Source organism: Streptomyces sp. NPDC005722, from assembly GCF_040630935.1.
GTDB lineage: Bacteria > Actinomycetota > Actinomycetes > Streptomycetales > Streptomycetaceae > Actinacidiphila.
The window spans coordinates 14696-30786 of record NZ_JBEXYN010000006.1 but is presented as its reverse complement, the minus strand read 5'-3'; the positions used below and the strand labels follow the sequence as shown (position 1 = coordinate 30786).

At 71.6% G+C, this 16091-nt stretch carries 19 protein-coding genes, 1 tRNA gene and 1 pseudogene; 9 read left to right on the top strand and 12 right to left on the bottom strand.

Annotation, left to right across the window (positions count from 1 at the left end; all coding sequences use genetic code 11):
- The first annotated feature begins 90 nt into the window (after nucleotides 1-90).
- Complete coding sequence (locus tag ABZ479_RS09630; protein WP_500460978.1) at nucleotides 91-504, top strand: hypothetical protein; 414 nt, start codon at nucleotides 91-93, stop codon at nucleotides 502-504.
- 282 nt (nucleotides 505-786) lie between these two features.
- Here the strand turns inward: ABZ479_RS09630 and ABZ479_RS09625 are convergent, their stop codons facing one another.
- Nucleotides 787-1137: a hypothetical protein gene (locus tag ABZ479_RS09625; RefSeq protein WP_500460977.1), complete on the bottom strand. Its 351-nt coding sequence runs from the start codon at nucleotides 1135-1137 to the stop codon at nucleotides 787-789.
- 125 nt (nucleotides 1138-1262) lie between these two features.
- Here ABZ479_RS09625 and ABZ479_RS09620 point away from each other — a divergent pair.
- Nucleotides 1263-1740, top strand: a pseudogene (locus ABZ479_RS09620) (tyrosine-type recombinase/integrase); the annotation flags it as partial.
- A 71-nt stretch (nucleotides 1741-1811) separates the two neighbouring features.
- Here the strand turns inward: ABZ479_RS09620 and ABZ479_RS09615 are convergent.
- Nucleotides 1812-1884: transfer RNA gene (locus tag ABZ479_RS09615), tRNA-Arg, on the bottom strand.
- Between the two features lie 89 nt (nucleotides 1885-1973).
- Entirely contained in the window at nucleotides 1974-2456 is a 483-nt protein-coding gene (locus ABZ479_RS09610) for a MarR family winged helix-turn-helix transcriptional regulator (protein WP_500460976.1), read from the bottom strand.
- Between the two features lie 103 nt (nucleotides 2457-2559).
- On the opposite strand from ABZ479_RS09610, the gene ABZ479_RS09605 reads away from it, so the two are divergent.
- From ABZ479_RS09605 to ABZ479_RS09595, 3 genes are all read left to right on the top strand, one after another.
- Nucleotides 2560-2970 carry an organic hydroperoxide resistance protein gene (locus tag ABZ479_RS09605; protein ID WP_018559912.1) on the top strand — a complete coding sequence of 137 codons (411 nt, stop codon included), beginning with the start codon at nucleotides 2560-2562 and terminating at the stop codon, nucleotides 2968-2970.
- A 244-nt stretch (nucleotides 2971-3214) separates the two neighbouring features.
- The gene (locus tag ABZ479_RS09600) at nucleotides 3215-3847 is read left to right on the top strand and encodes a TetR/AcrR family transcriptional regulator (protein ID WP_499600059.1); all 633 of its coding nucleotides are present in this window, start codon (nucleotides 3215-3217) and stop codon (nucleotides 3845-3847) included.
- Between the two features lie 121 nt (nucleotides 3848-3968).
- Nucleotides 3969-5480, top strand: a complete 1512-nt coding sequence (locus ABZ479_RS09595) for an MFS transporter (RefSeq protein ID WP_500460974.1) — start codon at nucleotides 3969-3971, stop codon at nucleotides 5478-5480.
- 140 nt (nucleotides 5481-5620) lie between these two features.
- Here ABZ479_RS09595 and ABZ479_RS09590 read toward each other — a convergent pair whose 3' ends face one another.
- Nucleotides 5621-6388 carry a dioxygenase family protein gene (locus ABZ479_RS09590; protein WP_500460972.1) on the bottom strand — a complete coding sequence of 256 codons (768 nt, stop codon included), beginning with the start codon at nucleotides 6386-6388 and terminating at the stop codon, nucleotides 5621-5623.
- Nucleotides 6389-6398: 10 nt separating this feature from the next.
- The gene (locus ABZ479_RS09585; RefSeq protein WP_500460970.1) at nucleotides 6399-7076 is read right to left on the bottom strand and encodes a GTP cyclohydrolase II; all 678 of its coding nucleotides are present in this window, start codon (nucleotides 7074-7076) and stop codon (nucleotides 6399-6401) included.
- 99 nt (nucleotides 7077-7175) lie between these two features.
- On the opposite strand from ABZ479_RS09585, the gene ABZ479_RS09580 reads away from it, so the two are divergent.
- Nucleotides 7176-7679: a MarR family winged helix-turn-helix transcriptional regulator gene (locus ABZ479_RS09580; RefSeq protein WP_500460968.1), complete on the top strand. Its 504-nt coding sequence runs from the start codon at nucleotides 7176-7178 to the stop codon at nucleotides 7677-7679.
- A 10-nt stretch (nucleotides 7680-7689) separates the two neighbouring features.
- On the opposite strand, the gene ABZ479_RS09575 is transcribed toward ABZ479_RS09580, so the two are convergent.
- Nucleotides 7690-8217 (bottom strand): GNAT family N-acetyltransferase, encoded by a 528-nt coding sequence (locus ABZ479_RS09575; protein ID WP_500460966.1) that lies wholly within the window; start codon nucleotides 8215-8217, stop codon nucleotides 7690-7692.
- A 189-nt stretch (nucleotides 8218-8406) separates the two neighbouring features.
- Here ABZ479_RS09575 and ABZ479_RS09570 point away from each other — a divergent pair, with 189 nt between their 5' ends.
- Nucleotides 8407-9393, top strand: a complete 987-nt coding sequence (locus ABZ479_RS09570; RefSeq protein ID WP_500460964.1) for a sigma-70 family RNA polymerase sigma factor — start codon at nucleotides 8407-8409, stop codon at nucleotides 9391-9393.
- Between the two features lie 181 nt (nucleotides 9394-9574).
- The gene (locus tag ABZ479_RS09565; protein WP_500460962.1) at nucleotides 9575-9784 is read left to right on the top strand and encodes a hypothetical protein; all 210 of its coding nucleotides are present in this window, start codon (nucleotides 9575-9577) and stop codon (nucleotides 9782-9784) included.
- A 12-nt stretch (nucleotides 9785-9796) separates the two neighbouring features.
- Here ABZ479_RS09565 and mscL read toward each other — a convergent pair whose 3' ends face one another.
- Together mscL and ABZ479_RS09555 are read right to left on the bottom strand one after the other, a co-directional pair.
- Nucleotides 9797-10276, bottom strand: a complete 480-nt coding sequence (gene mscL / locus ABZ479_RS09560) for a large conductance mechanosensitive channel protein MscL (protein ID WP_500460960.1) — start codon at nucleotides 10274-10276, stop codon at nucleotides 9797-9799.
- A gap of 191 nt (nucleotides 10277-10467) precedes the next feature.
- Complete coding sequence (locus tag ABZ479_RS09555) at nucleotides 10468-10872, bottom strand: RcpC/CpaB family pilus assembly protein (RefSeq protein WP_500460958.1); 405 nt, start codon at nucleotides 10870-10872, stop codon at nucleotides 10468-10470.
- 404 nt (nucleotides 10873-11276) lie between these two features.
- Here ABZ479_RS09555 and ABZ479_RS09550 point away from each other — a divergent pair, with 404 nt between their 5' ends.
- Nucleotides 11277-11960 carry a helix-turn-helix domain-containing protein gene (locus ABZ479_RS09550; protein ID WP_500460956.1) on the top strand — a complete coding sequence of 228 codons (684 nt, stop codon included), beginning with the start codon at nucleotides 11277-11279 and terminating at the stop codon, nucleotides 11958-11960.
- Between the two features lie 99 nt (nucleotides 11961-12059).
- Here the strand turns inward: ABZ479_RS09550 and ABZ479_RS09545 are convergent, their stop codons facing one another.
- The 4 genes from ABZ479_RS09545 to ABZ479_RS09530 form a co-directional block, all read right to left on the bottom strand.
- Entirely contained in the window at nucleotides 12060-12917 is an 858-nt protein-coding gene (locus ABZ479_RS09545; protein WP_500460955.1) for a universal stress protein, read from the bottom strand.
- A 112-nt stretch (nucleotides 12918-13029) separates the two neighbouring features.
- Complete coding sequence (locus ABZ479_RS09540) at nucleotides 13030-14043, bottom strand: zinc-dependent alcohol dehydrogenase family protein (RefSeq protein WP_500460954.1); 1014 nt, start codon at nucleotides 14041-14043, stop codon at nucleotides 13030-13032.
- A gap of 175 nt (nucleotides 14044-14218) precedes the next feature.
- Nucleotides 14219-14554: an FmdB family zinc ribbon protein gene (locus tag ABZ479_RS09535; protein ID WP_500460953.1), complete on the bottom strand. Its 336-nt coding sequence runs from the start codon at nucleotides 14552-14554 to the stop codon at nucleotides 14219-14221.
- Nucleotides 14555-14620: 66 nt separating this feature from the next.
- Nucleotides 14621-15874 (bottom strand): MFS transporter, encoded by a 1254-nt coding sequence (locus ABZ479_RS09530; RefSeq protein WP_500461278.1) that lies wholly within the window; start codon nucleotides 15872-15874, stop codon nucleotides 14621-14623.
- Nucleotides 15875-16091 lie beyond the last annotated feature (217 nt).

Sequence of the window (16091 nt, the reverse complement as noted above, 5' to 3'; positions counted from 1 at the left end):
TCTCATGCTCCAGTCGCTCTCGACACGGTGGGAGGTCACCGAGGCCCGATCCGTGCAACTGGGGGCCACGCTCGGACGTCATATCTGATCATGAGCGAAACCAAGTCGAGGTCATACGCGTGGATCCCGTGGGTCGGCGCACCTGTCTTCGGAATGTTCGCGGGCTATTGCGCCTGGCTGTTGGTCGTCAACGCGCGCGCGTACTGCGATGCCGCGTACGAACCCGGCCACAAGTTCGGGCTCATCTTCGTCGAGCTCCCGGCGAGTGTCATCGGCTACGGCCTCTGTGCGCTCGTCATGCACAGAATCGGCTGGTGGCTGGCCTCCCGAGCGCCGACCGTTCTGCGGGCCTGTGTGTCGGTGCTGTTGATCGTGACGACGCTGGCGTTCCTGGCTGGTTGGTACTTCATGGCGGAGGGAACCATCGACGGCTATCCCGGCGATTCCGGGCTGTGTCCTCCGAGCAACATCCCGCCGTGGTGGCCCAGCTGGATCCCTGCATGACCCATCGAAGCGCCGGCTGCCCCAGCCACCGCGGTTCTGACCTCATGCCCCTCGGCCTACCTTTGCTGGCGCGCGGCGGCGGACGGCGCGCCGAGCGGGACGAAGACTGGAGCGTGGGCGCGGCCGGACGCGGGCCGCGCGCCCAGCGGAGCGTGAGCGACGCCGGGAGTCTCGATGAGGTAGAGAAACCCGTAACAGCTTCCGTGGTCTCCACGCGTGGCGATCTCTGATCAGCTCTACGGTTACCACCCAAGTGGTTCGCGTAGCGACAGAGGAAGCGACTCACGGCCGCAGGGTTTCTCCTTGCGGGTCGTAGCAGACGAGCCCATGTTCGCGAGCCAAAGATGCGGCGTACTCAGACACTTCCTCAGCCTTGCTGTAGGACATGACCAGGTACACGATCGGCCCCGAAGCCTCGTTGATCACCGGTGCCGACGCCCACACCATCTTGCCGTCGATGCCGTCGGGGTACCGGACGAGGAGCGCTTCAACGTAATCCGCGATGCGCGGCGCCGGAGGGATGACGACATCCTCCGACTCCAGATATCGCTCGTAGAGCTCGTCATAGACGGAGCCCGCTTCGTGGTCATCGGGTGGGAGTTCGCCATCCCACACAGCAAGGTCATAGCTCACGGCCGGATCATCGCAGGAGCTCTGACGACCGGGGATAGCGCTAGGCGATCGCCATTCGGTCGGCGAGTCCTGCCAGGGGATCGGGGACTCGGTCTCCGGAGAACTGGAGAAGGTCGCGGACTGCTTCGCGGCGCCTGGAGTCCCTGAGCGTCGCTGACATCCGCCGCTTCCTGAACGGCTTGGAGCGTGAGACCACGGGCCCAACCGCCAAGGGGTCCCACCGTGTTCTGCGCACGGCGCTCTCAGCGGCCTGCTGTGAGGAGCTGGTGGCCCGCAACGTGGCGGCGCGGTGGCCAGGGAACGGCGGCTACGTCTTCACCACCCGGACCGGTTGATCGATCGAGCCCCGCAACCTCTATCGCTCGTTCACCCGAGTCGCTGACAGCGCCCAGCTCCGCGCCATCCGGCTACATGACGCTCGGCAAGGCTGCGCCACGCTGCCGACCGCGGCCGGCGTTGCTCCCCGCGTGGTGATGGAGATCCTCGGCCACAGTCAGATCAGCATCACCATGGACGTCTACACACACGTCGTTGAGGACACTCAGCGCGGGGCCATCAGCCACATGGACCCGGCTGTTGGAGAGGCGTGTCGACCGCGGCTGACTGCCGCCGTTGATGTCGAAAGTGGATGTCGAAGGCCCCGGACCATGATCGGTCCAGGGCCTTTTCCCTTGTGCCCCAGGCAGGATTCGAACCTGCGACACCCGCTTTAGGAGAGCGGTGCTCTATCCCCTGAGCTACTGAGGCGGAAGCGTGGGACAGCCTAGCGGATGCGGGTCTGGGGTGTGCCGGCGATCGCTCCGGGCCCCGGGGGTGTGGCGCCGGGGTGAGGGGTGTCAGGCACAGGGCGGGCCGTCGGCGAGGTCGGCCGCTGTGAGGGCCGCGGTGAGGCGGTCGACCCGGGTGCGCAGGTCGTTGATCTCGTCCAGGCCCAGGCCGGTGGCCGCGGAGATGCGGCGCGGGACCTGGAGGGCCTTCTCGTGCAGGGCCGTGCCCGCGTCGGTGAGGTGGACCGTCACGGAGCGCTCGTCGTCGGCGGAGCGCTCACGGCGTACGAGGCCCGTGCCCTCGAGGCGCTTGAGGAGCGGGGAGAGGGTGCCCGAGTCCAGGCGCAGGTGCTCGCCGATCTTCTTGACCGGCAGGGCGCCGTGCTCCCAGAGCACGAGCATCACCAGGTACTGCGGGTAGGTGAGGCCGAGGTCCTTGAGCACGACGCGGTAGACGCCGCCGAAGGCGCGCGAGGCGGCGTGCAGGGAGAAGCAGATCTGGTTCTCGAGCCGGAGGTGGTCCCCGGCACGGGCGGGCGCGGTGGCGGTCATGGATACAGGGTAGCTCTACCGTCCACGTTTTAGTTGTGCGCAACTCAGTTGTGTGCTCTACTTGTCGTCAACGAGATCGCAACCGATCGAAAGAGGACGTTCCATGGACCCGCTCTACACCGCCGTCGCCACCGCCAACGGCCGCGACGGGCGTGCCGTCAGCTCCGACGGTCAGCTCGACCTCGCGCTCGCCATGCCGCCGGCGCTCGGCGGCAACGGTCAGGGCACCAACCCCGAGCAGCTCTTCGCGGCCGGTTACGCCGCGTGCTTCGCCAGCGCCCTCGCCCTGGTCGGGCGGCAGGCGAAGGTGGACACCAGCGAGATCTCCGTGACCGCCGAGGTGACCATCGGCAAGGACGACACGAGCTTCGGCCTGGCGGTCGTGCTCCGCGCCGAGCTGCCCTCGGAGCTGGAGAACGAGGCCGGCCGCGCGCTGATCGAGCAGGCGCACCAGGTGTGCCCGTACTCCAAGGCGACCCGGGGCAACATCCCGGTCGAGCTCGTCGTGGAGTAACCGGTCACGGAAGTGCGGAAGGGCCCCGGGCGCGCATTGGCGTCCGGGGTCCTTCGCGTGTGCGCGGGGGCCGGTACGGAGGCGCCTCCCAAACGGCGTCTTACCGGCTCCCGTTGATTGTGACTCAGCTCACAAGCGGCGCCGAAATATCCGGGGAACGGCTCCCCGTTTACACCTACGTCGCACAAGCGGGGACTCGCTCCCCGGAACCGGAACCACCGAAGGACAGAGAGGAGTGCCCGTCATGGCAGTAGCCGCCTCCGTGAAGCTCCGCGCGGACGCCACGCGCAACCGCGAGCGGATCATCGTCGCCGCCCGTGAGGCACTCCTCGAGCACGGTGTCGACGCGCCGCTCGACGAGATCGCCAAGCGGGCCGGTGTGGGCAACGCCACCGTCTACCGGCACTTCGCCGACCGCCGGGAACTCGCGTTCCAGGTGACCCTGTCGGTGATGGACCGGCTCACCCAGCGGGCCGAGGAGGCGCTGGCCGAAGAGGCCGACGCCTTCGACGCGCTGCGCCGCTTCGTGCACGAGGCGGCCGACGAGCGCGTGGGCGCGCTGTGCCCGATGCTCTCCACAGGATTCGGCGAGGGGGACCCGCGGCTCACGGAGGGCCGCGTACGCTTGCAGCACGCGATCGAGGAGCTGATGGCCGCCGGGCGGCGGTCCGGCCGGCTCCGTACCGACATCGACGTCGGCGACGTGATGGTGGCCGTCAGCCAGCTGACGCGGCCGCTGCCCGGCAAGCACTGCGGCAGCATGGAGCGCTTCATCCGCCGTCATCTGCAGCTGTTCGTGGACGGCCTGGAGGCGCCGGCGCGCTCCGAACTCCCGGGTAGCTCCGCCACATTCGAGGACCTTCGGCAATGTCGCTGAGCTCCGCCTGCCGAACGGGCGCCCCCGCGTAATTCACTCGCCCACAACATTTCCTTTACGTACCGTATGTCCTCTTCGTCTTCAATGTCGTCATCTCTTCGTACCGTTAGTGAGTCCACCCATGCCTGACACGGCACACGCCCAGCGCTGGAAGGCGCTGGCCTTCATCGCGATAGCCCAGCTGATGGTCGTCCTCGACGGCACCATCGTGAACATCGCCCTGCCCTCCGCCCAGACCGACCTGGGCATCTCCGACGCCAACAAGCAGTGGGTCATCACGGCCTACGCGCTGGTCTTCGGTGGCCTGCTGCTCTTCGGCGGACGCATCGCCGACCTGTGGGGCCGCCGCCGCACCTTCGTCACCGGCCTGATCGGCTTCGCCGCCGCGTCCGCGATCGGCGGCGCCGCGGCCAACGAGGGGGTCCTCTTCGGTGCCCGCGCGCTGCAGGGTGCCTTCGGCGCGCTGCTCGCGCCGGCCGCGCTGTCGCTCCTCGCGGTGATGTTCACCGAGGCCAAGGAGCGCGCCAAGGCGTTCGGCATCTACGGCGCCATCGCCGGTGGTGGCGGTGCCGTCGGTCTGATCCTCGGCGGTGTGCTCACCGAGTACCTGGACTGGCGCTGGACCTTCTTCGTCAACATCCCCTTCGCCGCCGTCGCGGCCTTCGGCGCCATGCGCTTCGTCCAGGAGCCCGCCGGCAGCCGCAACAGCAGCGGCCTGGACATCCCCGGCGTCGTGCTGGCCACCGCCGGCCTGGTCTCCCTGGTCTACGGCTTCACCCGGGCCGAGACCCACGGCTGGAGCGAGGGCACCACGATCGGCCTGTTCGTCGCCTCGGTCGTGCTGCTCGTCGCGTTCGTGGCCGTGGAGGCCCGCGTGAAGGCCCCGCTGCTGCCGCTGCGCGTGGTGACCGACCGCAACCGCGGTGGCGTCTACCTCTCGTTGGGCCTGGCCATCATCGCGATGTTCGGCCTGTTCCTCTTCCTCACCTACTACCTGCAGGTCGTCCAGGGCTACTCCGCCCTGAAGACCGGCTTCGCCTTCCTCCCGATGATCGCGGGCATGATCACCGGCTCGACGCAGATCGGCGCGCGCCTGATGACCCGCGTCGCCCCGCGCCTGCTGATGACCCCGGGCTTCCTGGTGGCGGGCCTCGGCATGCTGCTGCTGACCCAGCTGTCGGTCGACACCTCCTACGCGGGCCTGGTCCTGCCGGCGGAGATCCTGCTCGGCCTCGGCATGGGTACGGCCTTCATGCCGGCCATGAGCCTGGCCACGCACGGGGTCGAGCCGCGTGACGCGGGTGTCGCCTCCGCCATGGTCAACACCTCGCAGCAGGTCGGCGGTGCCATCGGCACGGCGCTGCTGAACACCATCGCGGCCAGCGCGACCACCGCGTGGGTCGCCGCGCACGGTGCCGAGGCCCGTACGCTCGGCAAGCAGGGCTTCGTCAACGCCGCGGCCGTGCACGGCTACTCCACCGCGATCTGGTGGGCGGTCGGCATCCTGGCCCTCTCCGCGATCATCGCCTTCACCTTCGTCACCACCCGTGGTGGCGGCGGTGTGGTGGCGACCTCCGGCACCAAGGACGCCGAGGGCGCTGAGGACGTCGCCGTCCCGGTGATCGCCCACTGACGGACACGTCGACGACGACGGCACGCCGGACGGCGAGCACGGCGAAGGGCCCCGCCTCATGCGAGGAGGCGGGGCCCTTCGCCGTCGCGTTGCGGAGACTACCGGCAACCGGCCGGTTACCGCTGCCGGCTACGGGGTGGTTACCGGCCGAACTGCACGGACCGCTTGGCCAGGCCCATCCAGAAGCCGTCGATGACGCTGCGCTGGTCCCCGAGGTCGTCCTCGGCCGCGCCCATCGTGACGAAGAGCGGCGCGAAGTGCTCCGTCCGCGGGTGGGCGAGCCGCCCGGCGGGGGACTTGTGCTCGAAGTCCAGCAGGGCGTCCACGTCGTGCGCGTCCAGGGCGCGGTGCCCCCAGTCGTCGAACTCCGCCGACCAGCCCGGCACCCCGCCGGAGTGGCGCAGCGCGGCGAGGTTGTGGGTGAAGAAGCCGCTGCCGACGATCAGCACGCCCTCGTCGCGCAGCGGGGCGAGCCTGCGCCCGATGTCCATGAGCCGCTGCGGGTCGAGGGTGGGCATCGAGACCTGCAGCACGGGGATGCCGGCGTCCGGGTACATCTCCACGAGCGGGACGTAGGCCCCGTGGTCCAGACCCCGGTCGGGGATGTCCTGTACCGGCGTCCCCGCGGTGCGGAGCAGCTTGCGGACGGACTCGGCCAGCGCGGGCGCGCCCGGGGCGGCGTACTGCACCTCGTAGTAGTGGCGGGGGAAGCCCCAGAAGTCGTACACGAGCGGGACCGTGGTGGTGGCGCCGAGCGCGAGCGGGGCCTCCTCCCAGTGCGCGGAGACCATCAGGATCGCCGTGGGGCGCGGGAGCCCGGCGGACCAGGCGGCCAGTTCGCCGGGCCACACCGGGTCGTCGGCGAGCGGCGGGGCGCCGTGCGAGAGGTAGAGGGCGGGCATGCGCATGGGGGCCTCCTCAGGCCGGGAGGTCGAGGGTGTGGTGGGTGTGCTCGGCCTTGGCGCGCAGGTAGCGCACGTTGTCCTCGGACAGGTGGACCCCGGTGGGCACGCGCTCGGTGATGGTGACGCCGAGCGCGGTCAGCTGGGCGGCCTTGTCGGGGTTGTTGCTGAGCAGGCGGACGGCCTTGACGCCGAGGGCGCCGAGCATCTGGGCGGCGGCGGTGTAGTCGCGTTCGTCGTCGCGGCGGCCGAGGGCGCGGTTCGCGGCGTAGGTGTCCAGGCCCTCGTCCTGCAGGGCGTAGGCGTCGAGCTTGGCGTACAGGCCGATGCCGCGGCCCTCCTGGCGCAGGTAGAGCAGGTAGCCGCCGGTCTCGGCGATGCGCTGCACGGCCTCGCGCAACTGGGGGCCGCAGTCGCAGCGGGCGGAGCCGAAGACGTCGCCCGTCAGGCACTCGGAGTGCGGTCGGACCAGCGGGGACGCCGTGCCCTCGTGGGCGCCGAGGCCGAGTGCGAGGTGCTCCTCGCCGTCGACGAGGCCGGTGAAGGTGAAGACGTCGGCGGGGGTCGTCCAGCCGTCGGGGAACCGCAACGGGATCCGGACCCGTGTGCGGACGGACGCGCGCGGCGGGGCGGGGACCGTGCCCGGTGAATCGGGGGCGGTCGGGGCGGTCAGGGCGTCCGGGGTGGTCGTCATACGGGTCCCTCGCCTGCGTTCCTTGAAGTTTCAAGCTGGCAGGGGGGAAGGTACCCCTGATTGCTTGAAAGTTCAAGGTCGAATTCGTAGAGTGGGGGGATGACCACGAGTGCCCCCGAACCCCGCTGGCTGAGCGAGGAGGAGCAGCGCGCCTGGCGCGCGTACATGGCGTCCACGCAGCTGGTCTCGGACGCGCTCGACCGGCAGCTCCAGCGCGACGCGCGGATGCCGCACGCGTACTACTCGCTGCTGGTGTGGCTCTCGGAGACCCCGGACCGCCGGATGCGCATGACGGAGCTGGCGGAACGCTCGAAGATTACGCGCAGTCGGCTCTCCCACGCCATATCCCGCCTGGAGGAGAACGGCTGGGTCCGCCGCGAGAACTGCCCCTCCGACCGGCGCGGCCAGCTCGCGGTACTCACCGACGAGGGCTTCGCCGCGCTCGAGGCGGCCGCTCCCGGCCATGTGGAGGCGGTGCGCGGGGCGATCTTCGACCGGCTGTCGGAGGAGCAGGTGCGCCAGCTCGGCGAGATCTGCCGGATCGTCGCCGAGGGGCTCCAGCCGCAGAACGGCGCGGTGGGCGACCTTCCCTGGCTGCGCTGAGCGCGTCGGGTCAGGTCAGGTCCTTCTCGTACCAGGCGACGTCCCAGTAGCGGCCGAACTTCCGGCCGACCTCGCGGTAGACGCCCAGCGGGCGGAAGCCGAAGCGGGTGTGCAGGCGGACGGACGCCTCGTTGGGCTGCGCGATGCCGGCGTACGCGCGGTGCAGGTCCTCGCCCCGCAGCGCCTCGAAGAGCGCCGCGTAGAGCAGGGTGCCGACGCCGCGGCCGGCGGCCTCCGGGGCGCAGTACACGGAGGTTTCCACGGAGGTGGAGTACGCGGCCTTCTGGCGGAACGGGCTGCTCGTGGCGTATCCGAGCAGGCCGTTCGGGCCGTCCGGTCCGGGCCCGTGGGCAACCAAAAGGCGGTGCGGTCCGTCTTCCGGGTGGGAGAGCAGCCAAGGGCGGCGCTGTTCCGGTGACAACGGCACCAGGTCGAAGGTGATCGGAGTCTCGCGGACGTAGTGGTTGTAGAGGTCGGTGAGGGCCTGCAGGTCCTCCTCCCCACCCGGCCTGACCTGCACTTCGACGGACTCGGACAATGATCCACCTCCGGCTGTGGCCCGACAGGGTACTGCAAGATCGTAAAAAACGGGGCTGCGCTTGGGAATTGTGTCCGGATTCCAGTCGTTATCTCTTTTCGAGTGGGCAGCCGAAAGGCACGCGTGAAGCTGCTGGAGGGGCAGTTCACTCGATCCGACACCCGACCGAACCTTCGCAAGGGAGCACGCATGGCAACCCGTGCCGTCGCCCGCAGCACCGCAGGCGGGAAGAGCAGCGCTCGCGCAGGCCACGGCGAGATGGCCGACCGTGACCTGGTCGGCATGTACCTCGACGAGATCGCGCGCACGCCGCTGCTCGACGCCGCGCAGGAAGTCGAGCTTTCCAGGGCGATCGAGGCCGGCGTCTACGCCGAGCAGCTCCTCGCGGACGAGGAGCTGGGTCAGGGAGCGGACGCAGGCCGAGAGGAACTGGAGGCGATAGCCGCCGCGGGTGCGCGGGCCAAGGACGTCTTCATCCGGTCCAACCTGCGCCTGGTCGTCGCCGTCGCGCGACGTTATCCGCGCAGCGGCCTGCCCCTGCTCGACCTGATCCAGGAGGGCAACGCAGGCCTGGTACGCGCCGTCGAGAAGTTCGACTACACCAAGGGCTTCAAGTTCTCCACGTACGCGACGTGGTGGATCCGTCAGGCGATCACCCGGTCCATCGCGGACCAGTCGCGCACCATCCGGCTCCCCGTCCACCTGGTGGAGGAGCTGGGGCGGGTGCGCCGGGTGCAGCGCGAGTTCAACCGCGAGCACGGGCGCGACCCGGAGCCCGCGGAGATCGCGGCCGAGCTCGGCTCCACCCCGGAGCGGATCTCCGACGTCCTGGACTGGGCGCGCGACCCCGTGAGCCTGAACATGTCGGTGGACGACGAGGGCGAGACCCAGTTCGGCGATCTCGTCGAGGACACCTCGGCGGCCTCGCCGGAGGACTCCGTACTCGTCATGCTGCGGCGTGAGGAACTGGAGGACCTGATCGACCGGCTCGACGACCGGACGGCGTCCATCATCCGGGCGCGGTACGGGATCGTGGACGGCCGCGAGCGCACGCTGACCGAGGTCGGCAAGCAGCACGGGCTGACGCGTGAGCGGATCCGGCAGATCGAGAAGCACGCGCTGGCGGACCTCAAGCGCATGGCGCGCGCGACGGGGCTGTCCATCGAGGCGGCCTGACCCAGGCGGGCGCCGCTGCCGGCGCCCGTGCCACCACCCACAGACTCGAGCCCCGGCGCCACCCCCCTGTGCCGGGGCTCGACCCCTTCCCGGGACGGCCCGGTCGCGCGTCGCCCGCGTGCGTGCGGCCGGGTCCCTTGCGCCGCCGGGCGCCGAGCACAGCCCCCGTACCCTGGACGGCATGAGCAGCACCCCCGACCCCGCCACCGGGCCCACCGAGGCCCCCGCCCCGCGAGTGCCCCGTGACCCCGCGGCGGCGCTGGTCTTCGACGACCCGCTGGACCGGCAGTCGTCCGACGACACCGACACCGGCTGGGGCGAACGCCCCGGCCAGGGCGGTGCGGGAGATCTCGCGCGCTTCCTCGACGAGAAGCCCCCGCACCACATCTGAGGCGGACGGCCGTTACTGGTGCGTCCGGTTGGTGCCCCCGTGGCCGTAGGGCGAGGGAATGCCGGGAGCGCCGCCGTAACCCTGCTGCTGGCGGGCGAGCAGGTCGCGTATCTCGGTCAGCAGTTCCAGCTCCGTCGGGGCGGCTACGGCTTCTTCCTTGCCCGTCTTGCGCCGCTCGTTGAGCTTGTTCATCGGAAGGATCAGCAGGAAGTACACGACCGCGGCCGTGATGAGGAACGTCAGCGCCGCGCCGGCGACGGCGCCCCACAGGAGACCGACACCCTGCTTGAGCTCGCCGTTCACGGCGACGCAGGGGTCCTCGATGCAGAAGATGTAGCCGTCGAGGTTCTTGGTGCCGATGGCGCCGATCACCGGATTGATCAGGCCCTTCACGAACGCGTCGACGATCTTGCTGAACGCGGCGCCGACGACGACCGCCACAGCGAGCTCGACGACGTTGCCACGCAGCAGGAAGGCTTTGAAGCCCTTCAAGGGACGATTTCCTTTCGAAGAACGACCGTGCAGTTCGGCCCGGGGACCCGTGGGGCCGGTGGTGTCCGCGGGCGCCCGCCGACGCGGGGCCGGCGGTGACGGAGGTGGGTGAGCGGTTCGGCCTCCGAGGGTAAGGGGTGCGCGTTACGGCCCTGCCGCCGGTTGCCTTTCTCGTGCCGTACGGCTAGCGGCTAGCGAAGTGCCACCGCCAGGGGTGAGGAGGCGGCGGCGCCGGACAGAGCGGCCGCGGTCGCGCGCGGCACCGACAGCACGATCAGCGCCCCGTCCCCGCTCCCGCCCCCGTCCGAGCCGGTCGCCGGCAGGCCCTGGGAACCGGGGGCGGGGGAGGGGACCGCCAGCACGGGCGCACCGCGCGCCACCACGCGCGCCGCGGCGAGGACGTCCACCCGGTCACCGGGCCGCACCAGCCCGGCCGCCGCCGCGTCCGCGATGCGCACCGGCGCCCGCACCATGTCCCGCGTGGCGGCGGCAGCGGGAGCCGCGTCCTCCCGCCCGGGCGGGCGGGGCTGAGGCTCCGTCCGGGGTGCCGCGGCGGCGAGCGCGGCGGCGGCCATCGCCAGCCCCGCGGCCGTCATCCTCCGTCGCCGACGGAGCGCACGGCGCAACCGGTGCCGCCCGCCGCCCGCCCTGATCGGTGCGAACACCGGGACCGCGCACGGCGCGGGCGCCCCCGTTCCCGCACCTGCCGGCGGCACCGGAGCGCCGCCGTCCGTCCACAGCGTGGCTCCACAGTTTTCCACCATCTCGACCGACCCCCGTCGTCAATTCCTCGTCCACCGGCGCATCCGGCCTGGTAGGACCACCATGCCGCATCCCGCCGCGGCGCCTCGGCGGCCTGTGGATAACCGAGGGGTTGTGGATAACTCGGTCGCCCGTTCGAGCGGATGGGCCGGACGGGTCTGGCGGTGCGGCGTCCGCGGTGGTGTGCTTGCTCATAACGAAACGAAGCGTCCGAGCCCGAGAGTGGGAGGTGGTCGACGTGCCCGGTCAGTCATTGCGCGACGGCCCGTCCGAGAGGTCGAGAGCCCATCCGGGGGACGTCAGCCGCCGCGTCGCGCAGCGGCGGGAACAGCTGGGGCTCAGCCGTGAGGAAGTGGCCGCCAAGGCCGGAATGACGCCCAGCTACGTGCGCTACGTGGAGGAGCAGTGCCACCACACCATCGGCACCAACGCCCTGCTCCGGCTCGCAGGCGCGTTGAGGACCACCGCGAGTCATCTGCTGGGGGGTGACGCCGAGCACGTGCCCGGCGAGGCGGAGCCGGCCGGTCCGCCGGTGATGGGGGAGATGCCCTCGGAGGAGTGCTGGACCCGGCTGTCCGGCCAGGACGTCGGCCGGATCGCGCTCACCACCGGGGGCGGCCACCCCGCGGTCGTCCCGGTGAACTACGCGGTCGTCGGCGGTGCCATCGTCTACCGCACGGCCGCGGACGCGCCTCCGTCCCTGGCCGAAGGAATCGAGGTCGCCTTCGAGGTCGACCAGCTCGACGCCTGTCTCAGCGCGGGATGGAGCGTGCTGGTCCTCGGGGTCGCCGAGCGTGTTGTCGATCCCGAGGACGCCCGCGCGCTGGAGACCCACCCCGGCCCGTGGTCCGTGGGTGAGGACGATCTGTGGATACGCATCGTGCCGACCCACGTCACCGGCAGCCTCATACGCACCGTCTAGAGCAGGAGCTGCCGGAGCCGTCGCGGATTCAGCCTGCGGTCGCTCGGGGGCGGTTGATCGGGCGCGGTCGGCGCGGCCCTCGTGGCAGTCGCGGGCACGTCAGCCGTGGAAGACCGCCACGGGGCAGTGTGCGTGGTGGAGCACGGCGTGGGTGACATGGGCCAGCCGGCCGCCGGCGTGTTGCCGGCGCCGGGCACTCGCGACGAGCAGGTCGGCGTGGGCGGAGGCGTTCACCAGGGCGCCGCTCGCGGAGGAGGCCTTGACCAGGTCCACGGTCACGGTGAGGTCCGGGTACTCCTCGCGGATCGTGGCGGCGACGTGCTGTTCGGCCGCTGCCTCCCGGTCGCCGACCGACGTGGCGTCGTCCAGCCCCGGCACCATCTCGCCCACCGCGCCGAGCAGGCTCCATGCGGTCAGCAGGCGCAGGGTGGCCTTCCGCAGCCGTGCCTCGTCGGCGGCGAAGCGCACGGTGGCCAGGTCGGTCTCGCCCCGGAGCCCGACCAGGACGACACCCGTCGACGGCTGCTCGCTGCCCCGCACGACGACCACGGGCCCATGTGCATGGGCCGCCACCCGCAGCCCGACCGAGCCCAGCAGCAGCGCGTGGAAGCCACCGCCTCCACGGCAGCCGACGACGGTCAGGCCCCCGGACCCCGACTGGTCCAGCAAGGTGTCCGTGGGCTTGCCCTTGTCGAGTGCGGTGGAGACAGCGAGGTCCGGGTAGCGGGCGGTGGCGGAGGCCGCCGCCTCGTCCAGCAGCGCGCGGCCGCCGTCGAGGACCAGCTGTGCGGTCTCGGGAGACAGGTTCCTGCCGGAACGGGACTCGAGACCGGCCGCGTGCAGGATGTGCAGCGGCCGATCGCGCAGCACGGCCTCACCGGCGGCCCACATCACCGCGGCGGTGGCGCGGGGCGAGCCGTCCGTGCCGACCACGACCGGTCCGTGGCTGGTGTCCATGGCGGTGACTCCTTGTCGGTGTCGCTGACGGTGTCGCTGTCGGAACGGCCGGCGCTGCGCCCCGGCGCCGGCTCCACCCGGTCGGCCCCTGCCCCCGCCCCGTCCCCACCTCTCAGTCCGGGACCAGCACCGCCGCACCGTTGACGCGGTCGGCGGCCAGGTCGGAGAGCGCTCGGTCCGCGTGGTCCAGGGGGTACGGGGTGGCGGTCACCCGGATCCCGATCCTGGCGACCAGGTCCAGGAACTCCTGTCCGTCCTGCCGTGTGTTGGAGGTGACGCTGCGCAAAGTGCGCTCCTGGAACAGATGGCGCTGGTAGTTCAGTGCCGGGACGTCGGTGAGGTGGATGCCGGCGATCGCGAGGGTCCCGCCCCGGTCGAGGGCCTCCAGGGCCGGTGGCACCAGGTCGCCGACCGGCGCGAAGAGGATGGCCGAGTCCAAGGGCTCCGGTGGCCGTTCCGCCGCCGCTCCCGCGGACGCGGCACCGAGTTCCAGCGCGAGTTCCCGCGCCTGTCCGGAGCGGGTCAGCACGTGCACGGTGGCCCCCTCGGCCAGCGCGACCTGGGCGGCGATGTGCGCAGAGGCGCCGAAGCCGTAGATGCCCAGCCGACCGCCGGCCGGCAGGTCGCTGCGGCGCAGGGCGCGGTAGCCGATGATGCCCGCGCACAGCAGGGGCGCCAGGTGCACGGCGTCGTGGCCGTCGGTGTCCTCGGGCAGGGCGTAGGCGTAGTCCTCGGGCACGGAGGTGAAGTCCGCGAAGCCGCCGTCGGCGTCCCAGCCGGTGTAGAGCGAGTACGGGCAGAGGTTCTCGCGGCCGGTCAGGCAGTAGGCGCACGTGCCGCACGTGCCGCGGAGCCAGGCGACGCCCACCCGGTCGCCCTCGGCGAAGCGGCTGACGAGTTCACCGGTGCCGATCACCCGCCCGACCACCTCGTGCCCGGGAATGGTCTCGCGGCGCCGCGGCGGCAGGTCCCCCTCCGCCAGGTGCAGGTCGGTACGGCACACGCCGCACGCCTCCACGCGCAGCAGCAGTTCGCCCGGTCCCGGCACCGGCTTGGGGCGCCCGACGCGTACCAGTGGCTCCGTGATCATGGGCCCGGGCCGGTCGACGACCCAACCACTCAGCATGTCTCCAGTCTGCGACCGGAGGCCTCGGCGCTGCAGCACGAAACCGGCCGTGGGCACGAAGCCGGCAGCGCGCACGGAGCGCCCGGCGCGCACGGAGCAGCCCGTGCGGGCACGCCGAAGGCCCCCGTCGCCCGCGACGGGGGCCTTCACCAGGCGAGGGTGCCGGTGGCTCCGCTCAGGCGGCCGAGGTGCTCGCCGAGCTGGAGGAACCGCTGGAGGAGCCGCTGCCGGCGCCGGCGGAACCGCTGCTCTTGGAGTCCGAAGAGGACTTCGACTCCGAGGACTTCGACTCCGAGCCCCCGCTCTTGGCGGCCGGCGTGCTGCTGGACGACGAGCCGCGGCTGTCCGTCCGGTAGAAGCCGGATCCCTTGAAGACGACGCCCACCGCGGAGAAGACCTTGCGGAGCCGGCCGTTGCACGCCGGGCACTCGGTCAGCGCGTCATCGGTGAACTTCTGCACCGCCTCGAGGCCCTCGCCGCAGGCGGTGCACTGGTACTGGTACGTCGGCACTTGCTCCTCCTGGCACTCTGACTCAGTGAGTGCTAACGACGGTCAATAGTGCAGTATTCCGCGGCGTCAGTCCACCGTGACCGGCTCTCGGTGACCGATGCCACTGCCGTGGCCGGTCCCGTCGCCGCGTGCCGCCACCACTTCGGACGGCCTCGGGACGAGCCGTTCGCGCAGTGCCAGCAACGTGACGAGCGCCAGCCCGGTGCCCACGAGCGGCACGGTGAACCCGGCACTCGCCCCCAGCCCGTCGGCCAGCCGCCCGGCGGCCGTGGCGGCCGCCGCCTGGCCCAGCGCGACCGCGCCGGTCAGCCAGGTGAACGCCTCCGTGCGGATCCCCGCGGGCACCAGCGACTCGACCAGGGTGTAGCCGGTGATCAGCGCCGGGGCGATGGTGAGCCCGACCAGGAGCCCGAGCCCGCCCAGCAGCGGCACGGCGTGCGCCGCCCACAGCATCGAGGTGGCCAGGGTCAGTGCCGTGTAGCCGGCGACCATGCGCTTCTTGGGCCCGGACTTCCAGGCGACCGCGCCGCAGGCGATGCCCGCGAGCATGTTGCCGGCCGCGAAGGTCCCGTAGAGCAGGCCGTTGATGCCGGGCCGGCCGATCTCCTCCGTGAAGGCCGTCATGGAGACCTGCATGCCGCCGAAGACGGCGCCGATCCCGAGGAAGGCCACGGCCAGCACGCGCACGCCCGGCACGCTCATCGCCGAGACCTCACGCTTCCGGGCCCCCGCGACGTCCCGGGACGGAGCGGGCGCGCTCCGCCGCTGCGCGGCGAAGAGCAGGCCGCCGGCCAGCGTCAGCACGGCCTCGGACAGCAGCCCGGCCGCCGGGTGCACCCCGGTGGCCAGTGCCGTGGCCAGGACGGGCCCGATGACGAAGGTGAACTCGTCGGTGACCGACTCGAAGGCCGCCGCCGTCTGCAGCAGCGGCGACCCGGCCGGCAGCGCGGCCGCCCAGCGGGCCCGCACCATGGGCCCGACCTGCGGCACCGAGGCGCCGGTCGGCACCGCCACCGCCAGGAGCGCCCACAGTGGGGCGTGCGCCAGCGCGAGCACGGCGAGCAGTGTCCCGGCCGCCGAGTGGACGAGCACCCCCGGCAGCAGCACGGCGCCCTGCCCGAAGCGGTCGGACAGCTTGCCGCTCTGCGGGGCGAACAGCGCCATGGAGACGCCGGTGACGGCCGAGACGGCGCCGGCGGTGCCGTAGGAGCCGGTGGTGTGCTGCACCAGCAGCACGATGCCGATGGTCAGCATCGCGAAGGGCTGGCGCGCGGCGAAGCCGGGCAGCAGGAACGCCCACGCGCCCGGCGTGCGCAGCAGCTGCCCGTACCCGGGGCGCGCCGCGGTGCGGGAATGACCGGAGGAGCCCGCAGGACGGGACGAGTGGGATGAACGGGACGAGCGGGACGTACGAGTGACCGTGGATCCCACGGCCGGGCCTTTCCGCCGCCTGGTAGCGCACCCTGGACGCCTGGTCGCGTTCCTGTGCGCCGAGAGCTGTCCTCTCGCGCATGACCGAGGTAGATACCGGGTCTGT

Excerpts from the sequence above, each read along its gene's own strand:
- ABZ479_RS09605 (WP_018559912.1), top strand. The coding sequence starts at position 2,560 with ATGGACCCGCTCTACACCGCCGTCGCCACCGCCAACGGCCGCGACGGG.
- ABZ479_RS09610 (WP_500460976.1), bottom strand. The coding sequence starts at position 2,456 with ATGACCGCCACCGCGCCCGCCCGTGCCGGGGACCACCTCCGGCTCGAG.
- ABZ479_RS09595 (WP_500460974.1), top strand. The coding sequence starts at position 3,969 with ATGCCTGACACGGCACACGCCCAGCGCTGGAAGGCGCTGGCCTTCATC.
- ABZ479_RS09555 (WP_500460958.1), bottom strand. The coding sequence starts at position 10,872 with ATGACGGCCGCGGGGCTGGCGATGGCCGCCGCCGCGCTCGCCGCCGCG.
- ABZ479_RS09545 (WP_500460955.1), bottom strand. The coding sequence starts at position 12,917 with ATGGACACCAGCCACGGACCGGTCGTGGTCGGCACGGACGGCTCGCCC.
- ABZ479_RS09630 (WP_500460978.1), top strand. The coding sequence starts at position 91 with ATGAGCGAAACCAAGTCGAGGTCATACGCGTGGATCCCGTGGGTCGGC.
- ABZ479_RS09585 (WP_500460970.1), bottom strand. The coding sequence starts at position 7,076 with ATGACGACCACCCCGGACGCCCTGACCGCCCCGACCGCCCCCGATTCA.
- ABZ479_RS09600 (WP_499600059.1), top strand. The coding sequence starts at position 3,215 with ATGGCAGTAGCCGCCTCCGTGAAGCTCCGCGCGGACGCCACGCGCAAC.
- ABZ479_RS09565 (WP_500460962.1), top strand. The coding sequence starts at position 9,575 with ATGAGCAGCACCCCCGACCCCGCCACCGGGCCCACCGAGGCCCCCGCC.
- ABZ479_RS09580 (WP_500460968.1), top strand. The coding sequence starts at position 7,176 with ATGACCACGAGTGCCCCCGAACCCCGCTGGCTGAGCGAGGAGGAGCAG.
- ABZ479_RS09540 (WP_500460954.1), bottom strand. The coding sequence starts at position 14,043 with ATGCTGAGTGGTTGGGTCGTCGACCGGCCCGGGCCCATGATCACGGAG.
- ABZ479_RS09570 (WP_500460964.1), top strand. The coding sequence starts at position 8,407 with ATGGCAACCCGTGCCGTCGCCCGCAGCACCGCAGGCGGGAAGAGCAGC.
- ABZ479_RS09590 (WP_500460972.1), bottom strand. The coding sequence starts at position 6,388 with ATGCGCATGCCCGCCCTCTACCTCTCGCACGGCGCCCCGCCGCTCGCC.